Source organism: Archangium gephyra (assembly GCF_049060025.1).
In the GTDB taxonomy this organism is placed as follows: domain Bacteria; phylum Myxococcota; class Myxococcia; order Myxococcales; family Myxococcaceae; genus Archangium; species Archangium gephyra_A.
Genome location: NZ_JBMEQQ010000002.1, coordinates 297,550 through 321,558 on the forward strand (window position 1 = coordinate 297,550; position 24,009 = coordinate 321,558).

Annotated in this window: 18 protein-coding genes, 1 tRNA gene and 1 pseudogene; 13 read left to right on the top strand and 7 right to left on the bottom strand. The window is 67.7% G+C overall.

Annotated features, from left to right (window positions below):
• Positions 1-378 precede the first annotated feature (378 nt).
• Both ACN28I_RS01425 and ACN28I_RS01430 read left to right on the top strand, forming a co-directional pair.
• Complete coding sequence (locus tag ACN28I_RS01425; protein ID WP_420940382.1) at positions 379-2,250, top strand: caspase family protein; 1,872 nt, start codon at positions 379-381, stop codon at positions 2,248-2,250.
• 21 nt (positions 2,251-2,271) lie between these two features.
• Entirely contained in the window at positions 2,272-3,204 is a 933-nt protein-coding gene (locus ACN28I_RS01430) for a trypsin-like serine peptidase (protein WP_420940383.1), read from the top strand.
• 62 nt (positions 3,205-3,266) lie between these two features.
• Here ACN28I_RS01430 and ACN28I_RS01435 read toward each other — a convergent pair whose 3' ends face one another.
• A complete protein-coding gene (locus tag ACN28I_RS01435; RefSeq protein ID WP_420940384.1) occupies positions 3,267-3,659 on the bottom strand; it encodes a hypothetical protein in 393 nt (130 codons plus the stop codon).
• Positions 3,660-3,732: 73 nt separating this feature from the next.
• Here ACN28I_RS01435 and ACN28I_RS01440 point away from each other — a divergent pair, with 73 nt between their 5' ends.
• From ACN28I_RS01440 to ACN28I_RS01455, 4 genes are all read left to right on the top strand, one after another.
• Positions 3,733-3,882 (top strand): hypothetical protein, encoded by a 150-nt coding sequence (locus ACN28I_RS01440; RefSeq protein ID WP_420940385.1) that lies wholly within the window; start codon positions 3,733-3,735, stop codon positions 3,880-3,882.
• A gap of 599 nt (positions 3,883-4,481) precedes the next feature.
• The gene (locus ACN28I_RS01445; RefSeq protein ID WP_420940386.1) at positions 4,482-7,175 is read left to right on the top strand and encodes a kelch repeat-containing protein; all 2,694 of its coding nucleotides are present in this window, start codon (positions 4,482-4,484) and stop codon (positions 7,173-7,175) included.
• Between the two features lie 149 nt (positions 7,176-7,324).
• Positions 7,325-9,544: a TonB-dependent receptor gene (locus tag ACN28I_RS01450; protein WP_420940387.1), complete on the top strand. Its 2,220-nt coding sequence runs from the start codon at positions 7,325-7,327 to the stop codon at positions 9,542-9,544.
• Positions 9,541-10,668: a hypothetical protein gene (locus ACN28I_RS01455; protein WP_420940388.1), complete on the top strand. Its 1,128-nt coding sequence runs from the start codon at positions 9,541-9,543 to the stop codon at positions 10,666-10,668. The genes ACN28I_RS01450 and ACN28I_RS01455 overlap by 4 nt, the downstream gene beginning before the upstream one ends.
• 36 nt (positions 10,669-10,704) lie before the next feature.
• Here the strand turns inward: ACN28I_RS01455 and ACN28I_RS01460 are convergent.
• The 3 genes and pseudogenes from ACN28I_RS01460 to ACN28I_RS01470 all read right to left on the bottom strand — a co-directional run.
• Positions 10,705-10,949 (bottom strand): annotated as a pseudogene (locus tag ACN28I_RS01460) (amidophosphoribosyltransferase); the annotation flags it as partial.
• Between the two features lie 140 nt (positions 10,950-11,089).
• A tRNA-Sec gene (locus ACN28I_RS01465) sits at positions 11,090-11,185 on the bottom strand.
• Between the two features lie 46 nt (positions 11,186-11,231).
• The gene (locus ACN28I_RS01470; RefSeq protein ID WP_420940389.1) at positions 11,232-12,308 is read right to left on the bottom strand and encodes a metallopeptidase family protein; all 1,077 of its coding nucleotides are present in this window, start codon (positions 12,306-12,308) and stop codon (positions 11,232-11,234) included.
• A gap of 90 nt (positions 12,309-12,398) precedes the next feature.
• Between ACN28I_RS01470 and ACN28I_RS01475 the strand changes: the two genes are divergently transcribed.
• Together ACN28I_RS01475 and groL are read left to right on the top strand one after the other, a co-directional pair.
• Positions 12,399-12,755: a response regulator gene (locus ACN28I_RS01475; RefSeq protein WP_420940390.1), complete on the top strand. Its 357-nt coding sequence runs from the start codon at positions 12,399-12,401 to the stop codon at positions 12,753-12,755.
• Positions 12,756-12,911: 156 nt separating this feature from the next.
• Positions 12,912-14,552 (top strand): chaperonin GroEL, encoded by a 1,641-nt coding sequence (gene groL, locus ACN28I_RS01480; RefSeq protein ID WP_420948542.1) that lies wholly within the window; start codon positions 12,912-12,914, stop codon positions 14,550-14,552.
• A 78-nt stretch (positions 14,553-14,630) separates the two neighbouring features.
• Here the strand turns inward: groL and ACN28I_RS01485 are convergent, their stop codons facing one another.
• Entirely contained in the window at positions 14,631-15,098 is a 468-nt protein-coding gene (locus ACN28I_RS01485) for a hypothetical protein (RefSeq protein WP_420940391.1), read from the bottom strand.
• Positions 15,070-16,191 carry a response regulator gene (locus tag ACN28I_RS01490; RefSeq protein ID WP_420940392.1) on the bottom strand — a complete coding sequence of 374 codons (1,122 nt, stop codon included), beginning with the start codon at positions 16,189-16,191 and terminating at the stop codon, positions 15,070-15,072. The genes ACN28I_RS01485 and ACN28I_RS01490 overlap by 29 nt, the downstream gene beginning before the upstream one ends.
• Before the next feature lie 140 nt (positions 16,192-16,331).
• Between ACN28I_RS01490 and ACN28I_RS01495 the strand changes: the two genes are divergently transcribed.
• Together ACN28I_RS01495 and ACN28I_RS01500 are read left to right on the top strand one after the other, a co-directional pair.
• Positions 16,332-16,586, top strand: coding sequence for a demethoxyubiquinone hydroxylase family protein (locus tag ACN28I_RS01495; protein ID WP_420940393.1), 255 nt, complete (start codon positions 16,332-16,334; stop codon positions 16,584-16,586).
• A complete protein-coding gene (locus ACN28I_RS01500) occupies positions 16,583-16,723 on the top strand; it encodes a hypothetical protein (RefSeq protein ID WP_420940394.1) in 141 nt (46 codons plus the stop codon). The genes ACN28I_RS01495 and ACN28I_RS01500 overlap by 4 nt, the downstream gene beginning before the upstream one ends.
• Before the next feature lie 7 nt (positions 16,724-16,730).
• Here ACN28I_RS01500 and ACN28I_RS01505 read toward each other — a convergent pair whose 3' ends face one another.
• The gene (locus ACN28I_RS01505; protein WP_420940395.1) at positions 16,731-18,107 is read right to left on the bottom strand and encodes a diguanylate cyclase; all 1,377 of its coding nucleotides are present in this window, start codon (positions 18,105-18,107) and stop codon (positions 16,731-16,733) included.
• Between the two features lie 49 nt (positions 18,108-18,156).
• Here ACN28I_RS01505 and ACN28I_RS01510 point away from each other — a divergent pair, with 49 nt between their 5' ends.
• The 3 genes from ACN28I_RS01510 to ACN28I_RS01520 all read left to right on the top strand — a co-directional run bounded on the left by ACN28I_RS01510 (position 18,157) and on the right by ACN28I_RS01520 (position 23,986).
• Complete coding sequence (locus ACN28I_RS01510; protein ID WP_420940396.1) at positions 18,157-18,969, top strand: chemotaxis protein CheW; 813 nt, start codon at positions 18,157-18,159, stop codon at positions 18,967-18,969.
• Positions 18,970-19,092: 123 nt separating this feature from the next.
• Entirely contained in the window at positions 19,093-20,457 is a 1,365-nt protein-coding gene (locus tag ACN28I_RS01515) for a response regulator (protein ID WP_420940397.1), read from the top strand.
• A 91-nt stretch (positions 20,458-20,548) separates the two neighbouring features.
• Complete coding sequence (locus ACN28I_RS01520; protein WP_420940398.1) at positions 20,549-23,986, top strand: valine--tRNA ligase; 3,438 nt, start codon at positions 20,549-20,551, stop codon at positions 23,984-23,986.
• Positions 23,987-24,009 lie beyond the last annotated feature (23 nt).

Below are 24,009 nucleotides of genomic sequence, written 5' to 3' on the forward strand. Positions count from 1 at the left end.
AGCGATGCTCCAGGCACCACGTTGGGGTGCATGAGCAACTGCCGTGCCGCCCATGACGGGCGCCTTACGGGTGGAGAATCCGCATCGGCGCGCCTCGTTCCCTGGCGGATTGGACTTTTTCAGCCGCCGGGTGGACGGCCCTGTCCGGGCCGAAGCGCTTGTGCCGAGAGGCAGGCCGGCGTGCGCCAGGGCTCCTCCTCAGGCGGAGGGAGGATGCTTTTCGCGAACCGGGCGTGGACGCGCATGTCCACTCGGTGGACGAAAACGACCACCGGGCATGCGCTGAGGAGCAAGCCTTGAGCAAGAGTTCGGCAGGAGGCGTCCGTGGAGGGCCCGATGCGCCTTGGGGGCATGGCCCTTGCTCGGACAGGCAAGACAATGCGTGGACATGCACTCATCCTCGGGAGCCAGACGCACGGACTGACGGGGGTGCTCGGGGATGCGGAGCGGATGGCGGACGCGCTGGGCGCGCTCGGTTTTGGTGTGCTCCGCTGTGTGGGCGCTCAGGCGACGCGCGAAGGCATCCTCCAGGGCTACCGCCGCCTCCTCGAGACGTGTGTGCCGGGCGAGGCGGCCTTCGTCTACTATGCGGGCCACGGCGCGAGGTCTCCAGAGCCAGAGGCCGGGTTCCAGTTCATCGTGCCGGCGGACTTCGAGCGCTCCACGGAGGAGGACTTCCGCGGGATCTCCTCCCTGGAGCTGTCGATGCTGCTGGCGGAGCTGACGGCGAAGACGCGGAACGTGACGGTCGTGCTCGATTGCTGTTTCGCCGCACGCATGTCTCGCGGGCTGGGGCTGGTGCCGAGGGTGCTCCCGGAGGTGCCGCTGCCGGTCGTGCGCGCTCACCTGGCGCGGCTCCGGGCCCGGAGCAGTGGATTCGGTGGGCTCCACGTCGAGAGCAACCCGCATGCGGTCCGGCTGGTCGCCTCGGCGCTCGACGAGTCCGCCTATGAGTACACCAATGCGCGTGGGGTGAGGACGGGGCTGTTGACCGATGCCTTCCTCGAGGTGCTCGAGGAGGCACGAGGGCTCCGTGTTTCCTGGGGTCAGCTTGGCCGGCGTGTGCGCGAGCGGGTCCTGGCGCGGTGTCCCCGGCAGCGGCCCGAGCTCGAAGGCCCTGGGCGGCGGCTGTTGTTCCTGCTCGAGGAACTTGAGCAGGAACTCGCGCTGCCGTACTTCCCGGAGCGCAATCGCCACTGGCTGCGGGGAGGACATCTCCACGGGGTCCACCCGGGGGACGAGTACGCGATCATGCCCGTGGGTATGCTCGGACCGGATGCTGGCCGAGCCCTCGCGCTCGCCCGGGTCGTCGAGGTGCTGGGAGGAGCCAGTCAGGTGGAGTTGGACAGGAGGTCCGGCTCCGTCATTCCAACGGGGGCTCCGGCCTTCCTGCTTCGTTCAGTCCAACCCCGGCGTGCCGTGGTGCTGGAGGGGCCCTGGGATGCGAGTGCGCCTTTTCACAGGCACCTGAGTGAAGGGCTTCAGGCCTCGCCCTTCGTACGGCAGGACACCGGGGACGAGCAGGAGCCCGTGCTTGCCCGCGTCAGGCTTGGGGAGGGGAGGGTGGACGTTCTCGATGCGGATGGGGACAGCGTCGTCCACCCCCTGCCACTCACTGCCCACGGAGCCCTGGAGGTCCTTCGTGCGCTGGAGCTCCTGGCGCGAGCGCGGACGCTGCGTGAGCTCGAGAGTGCCGCGGATGCGGCCTGGCTTGAGGGCTGCCTCGAGCTCGAATGGGGACGGGTGGTCGCCGGGCATGCGCACCGGCTTCCCTCGGTGGGCCACTGCCTCCATGCGGGAGAGCGTCTCTATGTGCGCCTGCGCAACCGGGGGCGGTCCCGTATCTACGTCTCGGTCTTCGATGTGGGCGTCGGCGGCTGCATCACCTTGTTGAACACCTCGCAACCCTCGGGGCTGCTCCTGGGGCCCGAGCGTGTGGAGACCCTGGGGGCCCGCCCGGATGGAACGCTCGTGGGGCTCGCGCTGGATTGGCCCGCTGGCATGCCGCCCACTGGAGCGCGCCCCGAGGCTCTCGTGGTCATCGTGTCGGATGCACCCGTGGATCTCCGCCTGCTCGAGACGCCCGGGTCCCGGCTGGTGCGGGTGACAACGTCCTCTCTGGAACGGCTGCTGCAGGGGCTCGCGGTGGGAGCGACCCGGGCGGCGACTCCACAGGGTGGAGGCTCCCGGCGGGTGACGCATGCCGTGAGGCACATCCGCTTCTGGCTGGACCCACGCCCTCGCCGGTAGGCCGGTCCGATGAGGAGGCACATGGACGAAACGAGCGGGCTCCTGGAGCGGCTGAAGCGTGCCCTCGGAGGCAGGTCCCTCGAGGAGGTCTTCCCTACTCCTCGGGCGCTGGTGGGGTTCGAAGCCGCGGTCGCGTCGAGCGTGGACGGGGTGCTCGCCCAGCGCGCGGTCGAGAAGCTCCGTGCGGGAGGTAGGCTCCTTCCCGCCGAAATGGAAGCGCTGGAGGAGGGGATCCGTAGGGCGCGCCCAGCACTTCGCATCGAGAAAGAACGGCTGCCGTTCTTGGCATCACCGGGTCTGGACGACGCGGTACGGATCGTGATCGAGGCCTCGTTGCCGGGGATTGCCTCGGTCGGCTGGAGCTGGAACATCCCTTGGGCAACCGCCTTCCAGGTCGCTCCGCGTGTATTGGTGACCTGCGCGCATGTGGCGGAGCGGCTGCTGCAAGACAACGAGGCGCTGGCCCGAGGACACTTCGTCGCTCGCTTTGACGCGGACGAGCACCGGGAAGAACGTGTCGTTCCGATCACAGGAGTCCTCGCCCGCCACCCTCTGGAGGATGTGGCGTTTCTCGAAATGGCGTCCGATGGACCGCTGGAGCAGGGGCTTCGACTGGCTCGGGAGCCCTGGCTCTCCCGCGATGGGCGTGTGCTCGGGGTGGGCTATCCCATCTACAGCGATGGCAACCCTCCTTGGGTGGATGCGCTCTTTGAGAACGTCTACGCCGTGAAGCGGGCCTCGCCGGGGGAAGTGCTGGGCGTGGAGTGCGCGCGACTGTTCCATGACTGCACGACCTTGCCTGGCAACTCGGGCTCTCCGCTCTTTGACCTACGCACGGGTCTCGTCGTTGGCATCCATGCCGCAGGACAGTTCGCGTGGCGGAACACTGCGGTGAGCACTCGAGCCATTCATGAGGTAGCGCAGCTCCGGTCCTTTGTCGCCACCTGGGGGTGAGACGCACCTGACCGAGTCAGCCGGGGGCTTCAGCTCAGGAACCCGCGCCGGATTGAGAGAAGTCACTTCGCATCCGGCCGCTGCTGCGCGGACAGCTTGCCACCTGCATACCGGTAATGCCGCGTGTCTCGCGCCAGGTTGCTCTCGACGCCCGTGGTCAGCTCGGTCTGGAGTTGGGTCCGGCGCACCTCGATGTTCAACCCCTGTTCCGAGGGATTGACCTCGACCTCCGCCAGCGACGAGCGCTTGTGGGGTCCCTCCAGCTCGTCACGCCGGAGGTCTACCGCGAGCAGCTCCTGGAACGTGGAACCTCCCAGCGCCAGGAAGGTGCGGCCTATCCCATTGACGCGCTCGGTGCGCCGGAGTGACTCCGTGATGTCCAACACCGCCGGGGTTGAAGCGAACTCGTGGAGGGTGATGGACTGGAGCGCTTGCCGGCGGGTGTGAGCCAGCACACGAGCGCTTTTGCCAGTACCCGAGACCAACGCCAGGTAGCCCGCGCAGTCGGAATCCGCCGTGCCGGAGTAGATGAGCGTCCGCGGACTCCTCGAGGACAGCAACAAGCGGCGGGCGAACTGTGCGCACCACTTCCGCCGGCTCTTCGGCACCTGCGAGAAGAGCAGTGCACTGGCGTCGTCCGCGGAGAGCCTCTCGCTCGCGCCCAAGGGCTCCAGTTGAGACAGGAGTGCATGGTTCGTGGTCCGGCTGTCCAGTGCGACCTTCACCACCTGCTCAGGTTTTCCCTCCCAGGTCTTTTCGCCCACCATGGCGAGGACGGTAACGACCGTACCCGCAGCCACATTCGTCAGATCTTCCCTCTTGAGAGTGCTGCCCCTGAAGAGGTCCAGCCTCCGTACTGCCTTCGCTTCAAAGGGGACTTGAAGTCCGGTGGCGTGTGCTTCGGAAGGCGCGCTCGCCCAAGTAGCGCCGCTGACGAGCGTTACCATGACGAGGGTGCAAAACCACACCGTTCCATACCGGGGAGACAAGGCAATAATTTTTGGGTTCATGTGTCGGGGTATGGATGGTTACACGGTTCGGCAGACGTGGCAATCCTCGGTGCTGTGTTGAAGCTCCAGCACGAGGCCGACGAGTTGGACGATTTCGTCCGGTGCTGATGCCCATGTGGCCAGATCCGTCCAATCTCTTGTTTCTTCCAAAAGTACACACCTCTGGGACGTATCCTGAGGCGTCTTGGCACATGGCTTGCTGCTCGTGCCGGTCCCCGTTCGAGAAACCGGGTGAACGGTTGTGTCAAAGCCCATGAGGGAGTCTTCGTGACGCGATTCAAAGTCAATACCGCCACATTGGTTTTCTTGCTGTCGTTGGGGTCTTCCGGAGCAGCACTGGCGGATCGCACCTATACGAAGAACGCGGATTTCGATGAGGGTGAGCTCAATGGGCTCAACCATGATCCGCCCCATGAAAACCAGCTGCAGATCAGTTTCTCCGAACTGCCGATTGTCCCCCCCTTCATCTGGGTGGCCAACTATGTCGACGGTACGGTCACCAAGATCAATACGGATACCAGGGCACAGGTGGCCAAGTACCACTCCGTGCTGAAGCAAAACTGGGATAGCAGTGTTCCGAATGATGTGGGCGATCCGAATAGCCCTGGTAACTGTAACTCTCCCTCGCGAACGACGGTGGATGGTGATGACAATGCCTTCGTCGCCAACCGTGGACTTTGCCCCGATAATAGCCTCACGAGGGCCTCGGTCACCAAGATCGCAGGCTCGCTGGGCTACTGTGTGGATCGCAATAAAAATGGTCGTATTGACACCTCCAGCGATCTGAACGGAGACGGATTCATCGGTAACGAGCCTGGAAAACCCAAGGAATTTCTTGGTCAGGCGGATGAGTGCCTTCTTTGGACGCAAAATTACGCGGAGAAGGGAGACCTGGGCCGCTCGGTCGCCATAGACGGTGATCAAAATCTCTGGCTGGCTGGCTATAATACTTCCAAGCTGTACAAGCTGGATGGCAAGACGGGTAAGCCGCTCCTGAAGGCTCCCATCGACCTCAATGCGGAGCGCGGTGGTGGGGCCCACATCTATGGGCTCGCCGTTGGACCCGGAGGGTTCATCTACACTTCGGATCTGGATGGCCGGAAGTTGAGGAAGATAGATCCGAATGCTTCGACGGGAAAGTACGTGGTGTCCCAGGTCGAATCCGACGTGTCTACCTATGGTATTGCGGTGGATCGGAAGGGAATCGTCTGGCTGGGTCGTTGGAGCGAGGACACCGACGGCAAGGGCGGAGTGCTCAGGGTAGACTTCACCACGGGCAAGTTCGAGAAGGTGTCCGTCAGTTCTTCTGCGGACTGCCAGGGACTCACCCGTGGCGTGGCCGTAGATGGCCACGGTGACATTTGGGCGGCTTGTTATAAAAACCATAGGCTGTTGCACTTCAAGCGGAATCCGGCGACAGACATCGTCTCATTCCATACGAGTTATGAAACACCGAAGGGGACGATGGGCGTGACGATTGATAGTCGTCAACGCATGTGGACAGCCAATCAAGACACTGACACAGTGACAAGGGTCAATCAGCTCACCAAGGCTATCGAATCATCCTCTGCCGGTGGCAACCCGTATTCTTACTGGGACATGTCAGGGTACCAGTACCGCAACTCCACCGTGCGACAGGGCGAGTGGCTCGTCACGTATGACAGCGGCAAGCCGGGAACCGCATGGGGGACCGTCCATTGGAATCGTGAGCCGGAAGGCTCCATTCCAGCAGGAACGAGCATTGACGTCTCGGGGCAGGCCGTGGACGATCTGGGGGCACTGCCGTCTCAGCCCATCTTCCCGATCACTCGCGCCAGATCCTTCACGGCGGACGGCGTGACGGGCCGATACTTGCGACTGAGGGTCGTGCTTCGCACCAAGGATCTCCTGGTCTCTCCGGTGCTGAGTGATTTGAGCATCATTCCCAGCTGGAGCTGGAGCGACAAGCCAACGCCCATGTGCAAGGGGTCGACTCCGGAGAGTCCTCTACCTCCAGGCTGCAGTGTCTTGCAGTATCATCGCTCGGTGCTGCTGGATGACGGTAGGGTATTCAGTATGGGCGGCTACACGAATAGCAGTGCCCGTCTCTTCAATCCGGCGACTGCCAGCTGGAGCGACGCCGCTCCCATGCGGCTCGACAGGCGGTTTCATTCGGCAACCTTGCTCGGGAGTGGCAGTGTCCTGGTGGCCGGTGGTGCCAGCGGCAGGCCGGATGGCACTGCCGATTTGTATGATCCGAAAAGCAATACATGGAAGCCTGCATCATCCATGCGGCAAGCACGAGCCCGTTATACGGCGACGTTGCTGGCGAGTGGACAGGTCCTGGCCGTTGGAGGCGAGGGGGCGGCGAGCACGACGGCAGAGTTGTATGATCCGGCCACTGACACCTGGGTGAACACGGGCGGCCTGCGCGATAGCCGTTATGGGCATACGGCCACTTTGCTGAAGGATGGCCGGGTCCTCGTGGCCGGGGGATTCAATGCCAGCGGAACTCCCCTGGCGTCATCCGAGGTCTACAACCCCGCGACGGCTTCCTGGACGAGGTACTCCTTGACCCAGGCCCGTGTCGCGCACACGGCGACCTTGCTGAAGGATGGCCGGGTTCTCGTCACCGGTAACGGGCCGGGAATCGCCAGTGCGGCGTCGGCGGAGATCTTCGAGCCGGTCACCAACACGTGGTCGCCTATCGCCAGCATGGCCTACAAGCGCTCCATGCATGCGGCGGTATTGCTGGAGACAGGCCATGTGCTCGTGACTGGTGGCTATCACGACGCCGCTGTGGGCATCCTCAAGCAGGCCGAGCTGTATGATCCGAATACCGGAACCTGGCGCTCGCTCGGCTCGATGCAACTGCCTCGCTACGAGCACACACTCACCTTGCTTCCCAATGGCGAGGTGCTGGCGGTTGCCGGAATCGGGCTGCCCTTCGCGCAGGTCTCCTCGGAAGTGTTCTCGCCGTAGCCCGCTGGGACAGGCCCGTTGACCGCAGGTCCGCTCCACATGAGCCGCCCCTCCTTTCATCTCGCGAAAGGAGGGGTGGGTTCTTCCTTCATTGGGCATCGAACATGGGTGAGCCACAGGGGGTGCACGCTCGCGCCCGCCCCGGATTCTTGTCCTTCATCGGAGCACTCTTCATCGCGGCCGCATTGGGCGCATCGACGAAAGTTCAGGCGGAGCACAGCCACTCCTCCCCCTCGCCGTCAGTGGAGCACCGGGAGGCTCAACGCGAAACGACGGTCACGGCCGCGACGGACGAGCAGCAGGCGCTTCCCGAAGGGCGAGCGTTCAGCAGGGTCCACCGTTCAGACCTCGAGCGCCGCCTGCCGCGCTCCGCTCCCGATGCGCTGCGCTACGAGCCCGGGGTCTTCGTCCAACAAACGGGCCACGGTCAGGGCTCCGCCTTCATCCGGGGCCTCACGGGCCAGCAGACCCTTCTTCTCTTCGACGGCATCCGGCTCAACAACAGCACCTACCGGCAGGGCCCCAATCAGTACTTCTTCACGCTCGACGCCTCCACCATCGAGTCCATCGAGGTGTTGCGCGGGGGGGGCTCCACCCGCTTCGGCTCGGATGCCCTCGGCGGTGTCATCCTGACCCATCCCCTGGAGCCTGCTCTTTCAGGAGAAGGCTTTCGAGTCCGTTCCCAATTGCGGCTGCGCGGCGCCAGTGCGGATCTGGAGCGGGGTGGCCGGTTTCAGCTCGAGGCCGGCTGGAATGACCAGGTGAGCTTCATGGGAGGCGTCGGCGCTCGCCGGGTTTCGCTCCTGGAGAGCAGCGGACCGGTGCTCAATCCCACCGATGGGGGGATACCCGATGTGCCCCGCTTCGCCCCGGATCAACGCACCCAGCTCGGCACGGGCTTCAACGAGCTCACCGCCGATGGGCGGGTGGTGTGGCGCCCCGCTCCGGGTCACACCCTCACCCTGGCCGGCTATCTCTATCGGCAGTACGACGCGCCCCGGACGGACCAGTGTGCTCCGCCCTATGCGCCCTACGACGAATGTCTGCGCTATGAGCAGCAGTTCCGCACGCTCGCCTACGCCGCCTGGAACACCACGGTGCTCGGCGCCCCGGCGCAGCAGGCCCGCTTCACCCTGTCCTGGCAGCGCCAGCACGAGCGCCGCCGCCATGACCGCCCCGCCTCCTTCGTCTCCTCGCTCGGGACGGATGACGTGGACACCCTGGGCCTCACGGGCCGGGCCCATGCGCGGCCCCTGAAGCTCCCCGGTGGGCACCCCCTGGTGCTGGGCTATGGCGTGGAGACCTACGTGGACCTTCTGCGCTCCGCGTCCACGACGAGCTTCACCGACGTGGGCTTGTCCGTGCGTCGCAGCCGGGGCCAGTACCTCGATGGCTCCTGGTACCTCTATGGAGGTGCCTTCCTGGACGCGGAGCTCACGCTGCCCCAGCGATTCGTGGTGCGCGCCGGAGCACGGGCCTCGTGGGTCACCGCGCACGCGCCGGGAGATGCCGAGTCCGGTTCCGCCCCCGTGAACCGCACGTGGTGGCCCGCCGTGGGTCACGCTGGAGTGGAATGGACGCCCCTCGCGGGACTCACCCTGCTGGCCAACGTGGACCGCTCCTTTCGGGCGCCCAACCTCGACGATCTCACCTCACGTCAGCAAACCGGTCCGGGCTTCCAGTTCGAGAACCCGCACCTCCAGCCCGAGCGGGCCACCACCCTCGAGGTCGGCACCCGGGTCCGCACCTCGCTCGTGACGCTCCAGCTCTGGGCCTTCTCCATGCTGCTGGAGGATGCCGTGGGCAAGCGCCCTCGCGAAAGTGGGGACTGCCCGTTGAACACCCCTCAGTGCGTGTCGTCCTGGTCGCGCCTGCAGCTCGTCAACGCCCGCGAGCTGTCCGAGCTGAGGGGCGTGGAGGCCTCCGCGCGGCTGCGTCTGACTCCGGGCCTCGTCGCCACCCTCACCGGCGCATGGACCTGGGGAGAGGGACCCAACCTGGGGGACCCGCCCTCGGACCCCTCCATCCCCTTCGAGTACCGGGTACCGCTGTCACGTGTGCCTCCGCTCAATGGCACGCTGGAGCTTTCCTGGACCCACCCATGGGGCTTGGGGGCGGGCGGGGCGTTGCGCTGGGCCACCGCGCAGACGCGGCTCGCGGTGGCGGACCGCTCGGATGCACGCATTCCCCTGGGAGGCACTCCGGGCTTCGCCGTGTTCGATGCCCGCCTCTCCTACCGTCTGGGCAGGGTGCTAACCGCGGCCCTCGTCCTGGAGAACCTGTTGGACACCCCCTACCGCTACCACGGCTCGAGCGTGAATGGCCCGGGCCGGGGGATCAGCGTCTCTCTAGAAGGAGCCCTGAAGTGAATACATCCCGATCGAAGCCCCCGTACCTGCGTCTCCCAGCGCTGACACTGGCCGCGGTCCTCTGCGCCTGTCATGGCGACGTCACCCCGCCCACGGACGAGCCGGTACCCATCACCGATGACTCGGGTGAATGTATCGATCCACCCAGGTACACGGAGGACGTGTCCACCTGCACGCCGCTGGCGACCGACTACCAGCCGCGCGTGGCGGGCTCCGCTCAGGACTCGTGGACGGTGTGCATCTCGGATGACAACATCTACCACCGCCTCTACACCAGCATCTCCACCATCGGCCGTGTGGCGGCCTTCGACTTCATCGCCGATTCGCTGTGGAGGAAGAAAAAAGTTCCCACGGTGGAGGACTTCACCCAGGCGCGCCTGCGCTACACCGAATCGGAGGGGCTGGGCTCGCGGGTGGAGCGGCGCGAGGATATCCATTACCCGGCGGCTCCCGCGGCATGCAACTCGAGCGCATCGATTCCCGCGGACTTCCCGGAGCGCTGTGTGGGTCCGGCGAAGCTGCGGCCGCTCATCAACGAGTCCTTCGCCTCGGGCATGCGGGGAGAGACGCCCCGGGTGAACGCGGCCCGCATCGAGGCGGCACTGCTCTGGTTCCTCTACGTGTCACCCTTGTCCGAGGTGGTGAGCTGCACGACGAAGGACGCGGACTGCGACAGCGCCTGGGCCTACTACACGGGTGGAACGCCTCGCGGGGAGGCCGTGGGATTGGCTCGCTATGTGAGGGAGTTGGCACCCGAGACGCACGAGCGTGCGTACGATGCGACGCTGGCCGTGCGCTGCTGGAGGGATCTGGACCGGGCGAATCCGGCGACCCAGTTCGAGCTGCGGGACCGGGCCCGCTCGCAGCTCGACGCGGCTCTGTTGCGTGGCATGGCCGTTATCGTGCGTCAGCGCTTCCAGGAGTTGACGTGCACGTCCGGCGAAGCGCGGGAGGCGCGCTGGGCCTTCTTGAAGGTGCTCGTGCCCCTGATGGCTCGCGAGGCTCGCCTGAGGGACGAGGCCAGGGCAGACACGCTCGAGCGCCAAGTGCAGAGGGCCCATCCGGAGGAGGTAGATGTTCCCGCCGCCGTCGTGGCCCTGGATGCGCTCTTCGCGTGTCCGTGACGCGCCACGCCGGGCCGCTGGGGGCCCCTCAGGCGCTCACGAGCTTGGGGGGCTCACCATGGGGTCGGCCTCGGGGCCCACGTTGCCCGTGAGGTACTTGCCGGAGAAGCACGCGGTGCAGAACGTCTCGTGCTCCCGGTCGCCCCACCGTGGCCCCAAGCTCTCGAGCGAGATGTAGCCCAGCGTGTTCGCCGTCACGTAACGGGCGATCTCCTCCACCGTGTGACTCAAGGCGATGAGTTCTTGGCGGCTGGGCGTTTCGCTGCCGGATTGCAGGGCCAGTCCACAAAACTGAGGCAGGCTCAGGGGAACACCCGCCAAATTTGTACGCAATCTGTACGTAACCGAGTGCACGCCTGCGTACCCGTCTGAACACCCGATCCAGCGCCAAGAAGCACCCGAATTCAGAGGAGAAAAGGGTCGGTAGGACAGAGGAATCGAACCTCCCAGGGACATGTCTCCATGCCCCCCACCGGTTTTGAAGACCGGGCCGGCCACCAGGTCCGGAGGTCCTACCACTCGCGATTACTGCCGGGCCGCGCGCTCCGCGTCAACGCCGCGTTTCAATCCAATCCGCGCTGCCACAGGTCGTCCTCGTCCAGCCCCATCAAATGCCCGACCTCGTGCATTACCGTGATGCCGATCTGCTCGATGAGCTCCTCGCGCGTCTTCGCGAAGCGCTCCAGGTTCTTCTGGTACAGCACGATCGACGCGGGGTAGGGATCGAATCCCCCCAGGATGCTGTGGCGCTCGCCCACCGGTGAGCCCCGGAACACGCCCAGGATGCACGGTGACAGCGGCGGGTTCTCCCCCAGCAGGTCCTCGTCCTTGGGAATCTCCTCCACCGCGATGGTGACGTTGTCCAGGTACTCCTTCACGTGCCCGGGCAGCGCCTTCACCGCGTCCTCCACCGCCTTGTCGAAGGCCTCCTCGCCCAGCTCCACCGGCGGAGGGAACTCCTTCGGCGCCACCGCCTGCGCTTTCCCGAAGCGCTTGCGCGCCTCCTTCCCGTCCCCCCGCCGCTCCGCCAGCAGCCCCAGGTAGTGGTGCGCCCACGGCTCGTCCGCCGTGTCCTTCAGGATCTCCTCGAACGCTCCCTGCGCGTCCTCGAACCGGCACAGCTCGAACAGGGCAATGGCCCGCTCCAGCCGCGCCTCCACCGACCTCGGCACGTGCCCCAGCGCCGCCTCCAGGCTCACCACCGCCCGCGCACACTCGCCCACCTGGTTCAGCCCGGTGCCCTCCAAGAGGAGGAACTCGAAGAGCAGCTCCACGTCGCCCGCCCGCTGGGCCAGCTTCCGGCCCCGGGCGCACAACGACAGGCCCTCTTCCACCGCCTCGCGGTCGTCTCCCACCCGGCACACCAGGCACTCGGCCGCCCCGAGCAACAGCTCGATGTCCTCCGGGGCCGCCTTGAGGGCTTTCCCGTAGGCCTCCAGGGCCTCTTCCGTCCGCCCCAGTTCCGTGAGGGCGGCCGCCCGCCAGTGCAGGGCCTCCGGGAGCCCCGGGGCCTTGGCCAGCAGCGCCTCCGCGCCGGCCAGGGCCTCCTCGAAGGCTCCCTCTTCAAATGCCGCCGCCACCCCGTCGAACCGAACCTCCACGTCCGACGGCGCCGCCTGCTTCGACGTACGCTTCCCCATGTGCGGCCACATACGAACCCCTTCCGCGCGTTGTCAACGTGCGTCACCGCTGTTACGTTCCGCGGCCCCTGACTCCTCTCGTAAGGGCCCGTGAACATTCTGGTCGTGGATGATGACGTCGAGCTGTGCACGCTGCTCTCTCGGTTCCTGGAGAAGCACGGGTACACCGTCTATTCCGCGGCAGACGCCTTGCAGGCCCTCGACATCCTCGAGCGCCACACGGTGGGCCTCGTCATCAGCGACTACCGGATGCCCCACATGGACGGCATCCAGTTCACCGAGATGCTCAAGGCCGACCCGCGCCACCAGAGCACCTCCGTCATCCTCATGACGGGCAACGCCGACGGCAACGTGCACGACAAGGGCCTGCGCAAGGGCGTGGCCATGACGCTGGAGAAGCCCCTGGACTTCAATCAGCTTCTCAACCTCGTGCGCTTCGCCGAGTAGCCCGCCCGCCCTCCGGGCCGTCCGCTCCCCCACAGCCACTCCCTTCCGTGTTGACAACCCGGAGCCGCCTCTTATTTTGGCGCTCGCCTGGGCCGAGTGCTAACCCCCGTACCCCGGCCCGCGTAGCACATTCATCAATCTTTTCAGGAGGTTATGATGGCAGCCAAGGAAATCTTCTTCCACCAGTCCGCCCGCGACGCGATCCTTCGCGGCGTGCGCACCCTCGCGGACGCGGTGGCGGTGACGCTCGGGCCCAAGGGCCGCAACGTGGTCATCGAGAAGTCGTACGGCTCGCCCACGGTGACCAAGGACGGTGTGACGGTCGCCAAGGAGATCGATCTCGAGAACAAGTTCGAGAACATGGGCGCCCAGATGGTCAAGGAGGTGGCCTCGAAGACGTCCGACAAGGCCGGTGACGGCACCACGACGGCCACCGTGCTGGCCCGCGCCATCTACGAGGAGGGCCTGAAGCTGGTGGCCGCCGGCCACAGCCCGATGGACCTCAAGCGCGGCATCGACAAGGCCGTGGAGACGGTGGTCGCCGAGCTGAAGCGGCTGTCCAAGCCCACCGCCGACAAGAAGGCCATTGCCCAGGTGGGCACCATCTCCGCCAACGGCGACGAGACGATCGGCAACATCATCGCCGACGCCATGGAGAAGGTGGGCAAGGAGGGTGTCATCACGGTCGAGGAGGGCAAGGGCCTGGAGACCACGCTGGACGTCGTCGAGGGCATGCAGTTCGACCGCGGCTACCTCTCGCCGTACTTCGTCACCAACCGCGACCGCATGGAAGTGGTTCTCGAGGACGCCTACCTCCTCATCAGCGAGAAGAAGGTCTCGGCGATGCAGGACCTCATCCCCGTGCTCGAGCAGGTGGCTCGCTCGGGCAAGCCGCTGCTGATCATCGCCGAGGACGTGGAGGGCGAGGCCCTGGCCACCCTGGTGGTGAACAAGATTCGCGGCGTGCTGAACGTGGCGGCGGTGAAGGCGCCGGGCTTCGGTGATCGCCGCAAGGAGATGCTGCAGGACATCGCCACGCTGACGGGCGGCACGGTGGTGAGCGAGGAGCTGGGCCACAAGTTCGACGCCCTCACGCTCAACGACCTGGGCCGCGCCAAGCGCATCACCATCGACAAGGACAACACCACCGTCGTGGACGGCGCGGGCAAGCGCGAGGCCATCGAGGGCCGCATCAAGCTCATCCGCGGCCAGATGGAGACGACCACCAGCGACTACGACCGCGAGAAGATGCAGGAGCGGCTGGCGAAGCTGGCCGGCGGCGTGGCGGTCATCCACGTGGGCGCCGCGACCGAGACGGAGATGAAGGAGAAGAAGGCTCGCGTCGAGGACGCGCTGCACGCCACCCGCGCGGCCGTGGAGGAGGGCATCGTCCCCGGCGGCGGCGTGGCCTACCTGCGCACCCTGGCCGCCCTGGACAAGATGAAGCTGGGCGGGGAGCAGGATTTCGGCGTGGACATCATCCGCAAGGCCCTGCAGGAGCCGCTGCGGAAGATCGCCTCCAACGCCGGCCTCGAGGGCGCCGTCATCATCAACAAGGTGCGCGAGGGCACGGGCGCGTTCGGCTACAACGCCCGCACGGACGTGTTCGAGGACCTGGAGAAGGCCGGCGTCATCGACCCGACCAAGGTGGAGCGCACCGCGCTGCAGAACGCGGCCTCCGTCGCCTCGCTGCTGCTGACCACCGAGGCCATGGTCGCCGATCGCCCCAAGAAGAAGGCCAAGGGCGCGGGCGCCGGCGGCGCCCCGGACTACGGCGGCGACGACCTGGAGTACTGAGCCCCACAGGCTGAGTTGAGCTTCCCGGCCCCGGGTGCCTCCCTCGTGGAGGTGCTCGGGGCCGGAGTGTTTCCGGGCTCAGGCGGCGAGGGGCTGGCCCAGCAGGCGCGACAGCTCGTGGCCGAACGCCTTCGCGTCCAGGTCCCTGGGCAGGCACCCGGAGGCCCCGGCACGCAGGGCCTCCAGCACCGTCTCCTGGGTGAGGTACCCGGCGAGCACCACGAAGGGCGCTCCCTGGCCCAGCTTCCGCGCCAGATCCAACGCCTGGCGTCCGTAGGCGGAGGCCAGCTCCCAGCTCACCACCACGGCCGCCGGTGGTCCCTCGGCGGGCTCGGCGGGCGCGCCCGTCAACACCCGGGCCTCCAGTCCCAACAGGGCGAGCGCCTCGGTGAGTTGCCGGGCCGTGGCGGGGCTGTCCTCGAGCACGTCCACGCGGCGGCTCGCCGGGGCGGTGCCGTGCCGGGTGGGGACGGCTCGCGCGAGGGCCTCGCGCAGCTTCGTGCGCACCTCGCGGATGTCATCGAAGGGCTTGAGCAGGTAGTCCAACAGCCCGAGCTTCCAGCGCCTGCTGCGCCGTCACCAGCGAGGGGTAGCCCGTCATCAGGATGACGCGCGAGCTGGGATCCAACCGGCGCGCGTGCTGCGCCAGCTCCAGTCCCGAGAGGCCCGGCAGGTTCTTGTCCGTGACGATGAGGTCCACCGGCCCGTGCTTCAGTGTCTCGAGCGCATCCTCGGCGGTGGGCGCCTCGATCACCTCGCACTCTCTGCCCATCAAGTCCTTGAAGACGCTGCGGATGATGTCCTCGTCATCCACCACCAGCAGGCGGCGGCGCGAGGGGGCCGGAGCGGGCGCTGCCGCGGAGGGGGCCGAGGAGGCCACCGGAAGGGCGCCCGGGGCGGGGAAGAGGACCCGGAAGACGGTGGAGGGCGGCGGCTGATCCGCCAGCACCGAGGACGGGACGAGCTCCAGCCGTGCGTGGTGCTCCTGCGCGATGCGCCGGCACACCGCGAGCCCCAGCCCGGTGCCGCGCTTGTTGCCCGTCACATAGGGCTCGAAGAGGCGGGGGCGCACGGCCTCGGGGACGCCCGGGCCCCAGTCCGCCACGTACATCACCGTCGACGTGCCCTCGCGTGCCAGCACCACCTTCACCCGCCCCGGCCCCGACACCGCGTCGCGCGCGTTGTTGAGGAGGTTGAGGGTGAGCTGCTCCAGCAGCCGGCCATTGCCCTGGACGGTCACCTCCTCGGGCGCCTCCACCTGGAGCGTGACGCGGGACGAGTCCGGGTTGAGGGCGAAGGCGCGCGTCGCCGCCTGCACGTGCGTCACCAGCGACACCGGCTGCTGCGGCGCGGGGCGCTCGCTGGCCAGCCGGGTGAAGTCGGAGATGATCTGCTCCATCCGCTCCACCTGGGCGAGCATCTGCCGCAGCGGACCGCGCGAGCCGATCTCCTCGGAGAGCATCTGGGTATAGGCCTTCACCCCCAGGAGCGGCTGGCGGAGCTCGTGGAGCACTTCGGCCGCGAGCTGGGTGGAGCCCGTGCTGGTGCGTTGCAGCTCCGCGGCGGCGGCCTTGGCCGCCGGCAGATCGCCCGCTTCCAGGGCCTGCAGCAGGTGCGCGAGCGGGACCGGGATGTCCATGGTTCATCAGCATGGCCGAGCCACCGGCCCGGCCGCAACGCGAGGCGCTGGATTCCGTTGACCAGCGGCCCCTGGCGCACGGATGCTGCCGGTGCCTACACGGTCCGCTCATACTGGCCGTACGTCCCCGGGAGTGCTTCATGCCGCAGACCAATCCGTTCCACGCGATGGTGCCCAGGAAGTTGACGGACTCGGAGCTGGCCCGCGCCATCCGGTTGGACATGGAAGCGGAGCTGGACGCCATCAACCTCTACGCGGCCCACATCGAGGCCACGGACAACGAGGACGCCAAGGCCATCCTCCGCCACGTCATGGACGAGGAGCGCGAGCACGCCGCGCTCTTCTGGGGCTCATCGCCCGGTTGGACCCGGCCCAGGCCGAGCACATCAAGGTGATGTCGCGCAAGTACGAGCTCATCGTCTCCGGCGCCGCGCACGAGGATGTGGAGGCGGTGGGCGAGGGCGGGCAGGGGAGCGGTGGTGCCGAGCCCCGTCCGGACAAGCGGATGACGGTGGGCTCGCTGCGGCGCTGAGCGCTTTTCAGCTCCCGGTGGGCTGGCTGTGGCGCGCCGGGGGCGTGGCCTCGAGGTCCTTGGCCGCCATGTAGACGACGTTCCGGGTGCCCTTCTTGCCCCGGTACATGGCCCGGTCCGCCAGATCCAGCAGCGTGGACTTGTCCTGCGCGTGCTCGGGGAAGCTGGCCATGCCGATGCAGGTGGAGAGCGCCAGCGAGTGGCCCTCGCGCGCGAGGAAGCGGTGGTTCTCCACCGTGCGCCGGATGCGCTCGGCCACCTTCAACGCGCCGCCCGAGTCGGTGCCCCGCAGCAGCACCACGTACTCGTCCCCGCCGTAGCGCACCGCCACGTCCCTGTCCCGCACGCACCCCTTGAGCACCCGCGCCATCTCCACCAGCAACTGCGAGCCCACCAGGTGCCCGTGGGTGTCGTTGACGCTCTTGAAGTAGTCCAGGTCCAGGAAGAGGAGGCTGAAGACGCCATTCGTCTGCTGAGCGTTCTTCACCTCGCGATCCAGAACCAGGTGCAGGTAGCGGGTGTTGAAGAGGTGGGTGAGGTCGTCCAGGTAGGCCAGATCCTCCACCTCGGCGATGCGGCCCAGGTTGCGCAGGGCCAGCGCCAGACAGCGGGCGAGGAAGCCCGTGGCCTCGGCAATGCCCTCGGGCGGAGAGCCGGGGTAGAGGAGGAGGGCGTAGCCGAGCAGATCCTCTCCCTCGATGGCGGGGACGGCGAGGGCGCGCGGCCAGCTCCCCGGCAGCCCCTCCAGCACCCGTACCTCCCGGGACGTCCCCAGGCGCGGCGCGAGGAAGGCGAGGAGGGCGGACTCATGCATCGGGCCGGCCAGCCCCTGAGCGCCCAGCAGTCGCGACCGGCCACTGCCATCGCACTGGAAGAGCACCGCGGCGCTGGCCGCGGTCATGGAGAGGAAGGCGGTGCAGGCGGTCTCCGTCAGCCGGACCCGGTCCAGCGTGGTGGAGATCCGCTGTCCCGTTTCCAACAGGGAGACGTAGCGGCGCAGCGCGGCGTTCTCCGTCAGCAGCTCGCGCGTGGCGAGCGCCCGGTTCACCGCGTGCTGGAGCACCTCCGGCGCCACGGGTTTGACGAGGTACTCGGAGGCCCCGCTCTTGATGGCGCGCACCGCCGGGTCCACCTTGTCCAGGCCGGTGATGACCACCACCTCGATGCCCGGGTAGTGCTCCTTGGTGTGGCGCAGCACCTCCATCCCGTCCCCCGTGGGGAGGATGAGATCCGTCACCACGACGTCGTAGGGGGACTGGGCCAGCGCCTCCTTGACCTCCTGGACGCTGGCGACGGCGGTGACCTCGTGGCCCACCCCCCGCAGGTAGTCTCCGTAGAGGGTCCGGGCGAGTTTTTCGTCATCGACGAGGAGCAGGCGCGCCATCTCACCGAAGGGCTTACCACCCCGGCTCTGGGGCTGCTAGCCTGACCCCGTGCCTCCCTACGAAAGCGGACGCCGGCTCTGTCTCCTGATGGAAGCGGGCGATACCCGCTTCTCCGTCGAGGCCACCTCCGTCATGGAGGTCGCCGCGCCGGGACCCGATGAGACCAGTCTACGGGGGGTGCTGGAGATCATGGATCTCTCCGTGCTGCTCGGCGGCGAGCCGGAGCAGGCTCCGGGCATGGTCGTGGTGTTCGACGTCAGCCCCACGCTCGCCGTCCGCGTCCGCTCGATCGTCGAGGTGGTGGACGTGGCCCCGGCTCCCCACTTCCTGCTGCCCTCGGGCCTGGGGGACACGCTGGCCGCCCTCAGCCGCAGCGCCGTGCTCCACAAGGAGCGGCTCTATCTGGAGATCAACGCCGAGGCGCTCCCCCACGAGCCGGGCACCGTGCGTCCTCCTCCCACGCTCCCCGTGCAGCTCATCGAGCTCGCGCCTGAACGCTCGCTCGTCTTCGAATCCCAGGGGCGTCTGTTCGGTCTCCCACTGTCCCTGATTTCCCAGGTGGTGACGCGGGGGCCCTCCTTCAGCGCGCTGCCGGGGAAGAGTGGGGCGGTGGCGGGCGTCATGCCGCATGGCCAGGCGCTCTGGCCCCTGTACTCGGCCCCGGCGCTGCTGGGGGGCTCCTCCCGGGCGGAGGACTTCCTGGTGCTCGCCGAGGTGGAGGGCCGGAGCCTGGGGCTGTGCGCCTCGCGCGTGCTGGGCGTCCACCCCCGCTTCGCGCCCGCCGGGGAGCCGGGGGAGTTCACCGCGCCAGGAATCCCGGGTCCCGTGCTCTTTCTGGACCTGAGACGCATGTTTTCTTGAGCTTCCGCTTGTTTTCTTGAAGGCCCGGGTGGCGAACCGTAAGCTGCCCGGCTTGACAGTGGGACTCCGAGTCCCGATTTCTCACCGAATTCTAGGGGGTTGGATCCCCCGAGGCCCGAACCGATGCCCAAGAATCTGCTGGTCGCCGATGACTCGCTCACCATCCGCAAGGTGATCGGGATGATCTTCGCGACCGAGGACTTTCAGGTCACCGCGGTCGACAACGGGCTGGACGCCATCACCCGGTCGCGCGAGCTGCGGCCGGACGTGATTCTCGCGGATGTGATGATGCCGGGTAAGAACGGCTACGAGGTCTGCGAGGCACTCAAGAACGATCCGGCCACGCAGAGCATCCCCGTGCTGTTGCTGGCTGGCACCTTCGAGGCCTTCGACGAGGCCCGTGCGCGTTCGGCCAGGGCGGATGACCACATCACCAAGCCCTTCGAGAGCCAGGTGCTCCTCGACAAGGTGAAGACGCTGGTGGGACAGAAGTCCAACACCATGCCCGCCTCCGCCGCCACCCAGGTGCTCGCTGGCGGAGCCGGTGGTTCTCCTGGCCCCGCCGTCGCCGCGCAGCCGCCGCGTCCCGCCGGTCCTCCGGGTCCCGGAATGCCGCGTCCTCCGGGGCCGGGCATGCCGCCGGGTCCGGGCGTGCCTCCCGGGCCGGGCATGGCTCGTCCGGGTATGCCGCCGGGGCCGGGGATGCCCACGGGTCCGCGTCCTGGAATGCCGGGGATGCCTCCGGGTCCGGGTGCTCCGGGCATGGCGCGTCCGGGTGGTCCTCCGGGGCCGGGCATGCCTCCCGGTCCGCCGCGTCCCGGGATGCCGGGGCCGGGCATGCCTCCGGGGCCGGGTGCTCCGGGCATGGCGCGTCCGGGTGGTCCTCCGGGGCCGGGCATGCCTCCGGGTCCGGGGCCGCGTCCTGGAATGCCGGGGCCGGGCATGCCGCCGGGGCCGGGCGCTCCGGGCATGGCTCGTCCCGGAATGCCGGGGCCGGGCATGCCGCCGGGGCCGGGCGCTCCGGGCATGGCGCGTCCGGGCATGCCGGGGCCGGGCGCACCCACCGCGGGTATGCCGACGGGCGGTCTGCCTCGTCCGCCGGGCGCCACGGGGCTGCCCACGGCGGCGCCTCCCGCCTCGGGCCGCGGCAAGGATCCGTTCGGTCTCGGAGCCCCCGCGCCGCAGCCCGCTCCCGTCGAGGATCTCTCCGAGGCGAGTGGTCTGGAGGAGCTCTCGCTCGATGAGCCCGAGCCCATCACTCCGGAGCCGGCTCCGGCTCCGGCTCCGGCTCGTACTCCGGCGCCCGTCGCCGAGGCCCGGCACGCTCCCGCCGCCGATGGAGGCGAGGCCCTGCTGCGCGAGGCGCTCTCCAAGGCCTCCCGCGAGGTCATCGAGAAGATCGCCTGGGAGGTCGTTCCCCAGCTCGCCGAGACGATCATCCGCGAGGAGCTGGAGCGGTTGATCAAGGACCGCGAGACGAAGCACTGAGCTCGAATCGCCGTAGCTGCTTTCTCCACCCCGACCGGCCCTCGTCGGGCCGGTCCTTCCACCGGCCCGCGTGGGCCGGTTCTCGTTTCCAATGAGCGATACGACCGAACTGCCCAAGGCCTATGACCCGAAGGAGGTCGAGGCTCGCTGGTACGCCTGCTGGATGGAGCGGAACTACTTCCGCGCCGACGCGACCTCCGACAAGCCCTCCTTCTGCATCGTGCTTCCGCCGCCCAACGTCACGGGCAGCCTCCACCTGGGCCACGCGCTCACCGCCACCATCCAGGACATCCTCATCCGGTGGAAGCGCATGAGCGGCTTCAACGCCCTCTGGGTGCCGGGTACGGATCACGCCGGCATCGCCACGCAGATGGTGGTGGAGCGCGAGCTCAAGGAGAAGGAGAAGAAGTCCCGCCACGATCTGGGCCGCGAGCAGTTCCTCGAGCGCGTCTGGGAGTGGAAGAACAAGTACGGCAACCGCATCCGCGAGCAGCACAAGGTGCTCGGCGCCAGCCTGGACTGGAGCCGCGAGCGCTTCACCATGGATCCGGGTGTCTCGTCCGCGGTGCGCGAGGTCTTCGTCCGTCTGTACGAAGAGGGCCTCATCTACCGCGCCCAGAAGCTCATCAACTGGTGCCCCTCGTGCCACACCGCGCTCAGCGACCTGGAGGTCGAGCACGAGGAGAAGCAGGGCTCGCTCTGGCACATCCAGTACCCGGTGAAGGGGAGCGATCGGAAGCTCACCGTCGCCACCACCCGCCCGGAGACGATGCTCGGCGACACCGCCGTGGCCATCCACCCCGAGGACGAGCGCTACCAGGGGCTCGCCGGCCAGTTCGTGGTGCTGCCGCTCACCGGCCGCGAAATCCCCATCATCGCCGACGCCGAGCTGGTGGACCCGGCCTTCGGGACCGGCGTGGTGAAGGTGACGCCCGCCCATGACTTCAACGACTACCAGACGGGCCTGCGGCACCACCTGCCCATGCTCAACGTCCTGGACGAGGCCGCGCGCATCAACAAGGAGGGCGGCGAGTACGTGGGCATGGAGCGCTTCGCCGCGCGCAAGAAGATCCTCGAGGACCTCACCGCGCAGGGCCTGCTGGAGAAGGAGGAGCCCCACAAGCTGTCCGTCGGCGGCTGCCAGCGCTGCGCCACCGTGGTGGAGCCGCGCCTGTCTCCGCAGTGGTTCGTGAAGATCGAGCCGCTCGCGAAGCCCGCCATCGAGGCGGTGGAGCAGGGCCGCACGAAGATCATCCCGGAGTCGTGGACGAACACGTACTTCCACTGGATGCGCAACATCCACGACTGGACCATCAGCCGCCAGCTCTGGTGGGGCCACCAGATTCCGGCCTGGTACTGCGCGGACTGCAGCCCGCGTCTGGAGGCCACGGGCGGCATCGACTACTCGCGCGCCGAGCCCATCGTCTCGCGCACGGCGCCGGAGAAGTGCTCCAAGTGCAACGGCTCGCGCCTCGAGCAGGATCCGGACGTGCTCGACACGTGGTTCTCCTCGGGCCTGTGGCCCTTCAGCACCCTGGGCTGGCCCGAGCAGACCCCCGAGCTCAAGGCCTACTACCCCAACTCCGTCATGGAGACGGGCCACGACATCCTCTTCTTCTGGGTCGCCCGGATGATGATGTTCGGCCTGCACTTCATGAAGGACGTGCCCTTCCGCACCGTGTACCTGCACGCGATGGTGCGCGACGAGAAGGGCGAGAAGATGTCCAAGACGAAGGGGAACGTGATCGATCCCCTCGACATCGTCCTGGGCGCTCCGGCCGAGCAGCTCAACAAGAACCTGCGCAACAAGTTCCCCCAGGGCATGCCCCCCCATGGCGCGGACGCGCTGCGCTTCACCCTGGCCTCGCTCACCCAGCAGGGCCGTGACATCAAGCTCTCGCTGGACCGCGTGGCCGGCTACAAGGCCTTCGCCAACAAGCTGTGGAACGCCAGCCGCTTCGCACTGATGAACCTGGGCGACTTCACGCTCGACAACCGGCCCATCACCGAGCGCGAGCTGACCCTGGCCGATCGGTGGATCCTCTCCCGGCTGCAGCGCGCCACCGTGGAGACGCGCACCGCGCTGGAGGCCTACAACTTCGGCGAGGCCGCCTCCACCCTCTACCAGTTCCTCTGGGCCGAGTTCTGCGACTGGTACATCGAGCTGTCCAAGGGCTCGCTCTACGGTGAGGACGCCAAGGCCAAGGACAACACCCGCGCGGTGCTCGTCTTCTGCCTGGACCGGATCCTCCGGCTGCTCCACCCGTTCATGCCCTTCATCACCGAGGAGATCTGGCAGAAGCTGCCCATGTCGCGGCCGGCCGACTCCATCATGATCGCCCCGTTCCCCGAGCCCGACACGGCGCTCGAGGACCCCGCCGCCGAGGCGGAGATGGGTCCGGTCATCGCCGCCATCGAGGGCCTGCGCAACATCCGCGGCGAGAGCAATCTGCCGCCCTCGGCCCGCATCACCGCGTACGTGCAGAGCGCGGATGCGCGCACCCGAGAGCTGCTCGAGCGGTGGCGTGGCTACCTGATGCCCCTGGCCGGCCTGGGCGAGCTGCGCGTCACGGCTCCGGGACCCAAGCCCGCGCAGTCCGCGGCCTTCGTGGGCCCGCAGATGGAGGTCTTCGTCCCGCTCGCCGGCCTCATCGACGTGGATGCCGAGCGCGAGCGCCTGACCAAGGAGATCTCCCGCTCCGAGCAGGAAGTGGGCGGCATCCAGCGCAAGCTGGACAACCCCAACTTCGTCGCCAAGGCGCCTCCGGACGTGGTGGAGAAGGACCGGGCCCGCGTCGAGGAGCTGACGGCGCGCATCTCCAAGCTGCAGGACAGCCTGAAGCGGCTGGCTCCCGACACGTCCACGCCCGCCGCCGAGGTGGAGACTCCCGCGCCGGCTCCCGAGCCCACGGTCAGCAAGGCGGACGCCAAGGGTGAGGTCGTCAAGGCCGACGCGGGTGCCGTCGAGGCGGAGGCCGTCGATGACGACGATGACGAGGACTTCGACGAAATCGACGCGGAGTTCGACGAGGACGACGGGGACGGCCATGCGATTGGGGACACCGACGCCGGGGCGGCACAGGCTCCGGTGAAGCCCGCGAGCAAGGGCGGCACTGCCCAGGGCGTGGTGAAGACCAAGGCGGCCGAGCCCGAGGCCTCGCCTGTCAGGGTTTCGGCGGCGAAGAAGGCACCGGCCAAGAAGGCGGCACCGGCCAAGAAGGCCGCGGCGAAGAAGACGGCTCCGGCCAAGAAGGCGGCTCCCGTGAAGAAGGCAGCGGCCAAGAAGGCGGCTCCCGTGAAGAAGGCGGCGGCCAAGAAGGCCCCGGCCAAGAAGGCGGCTCCCGTGAAGAAGGCGGCGGCCAAGAAGGCCCCGGCCAAGAAGGCGGCTCCCGTGAAGAAGGCGGCGGCCAAGAAGGCACCGGCGAAGAAGGCTGTTGCCAGGAAGGCACCGGCGAAGAAGACCGTGGCCAAGAAGGCACCGGCGAAGAAGGCCGTGGCCAAGAAGGCACCGGCCAAGGCTCGGCGCTGACCTCACTCGGAGACGTGACTCAC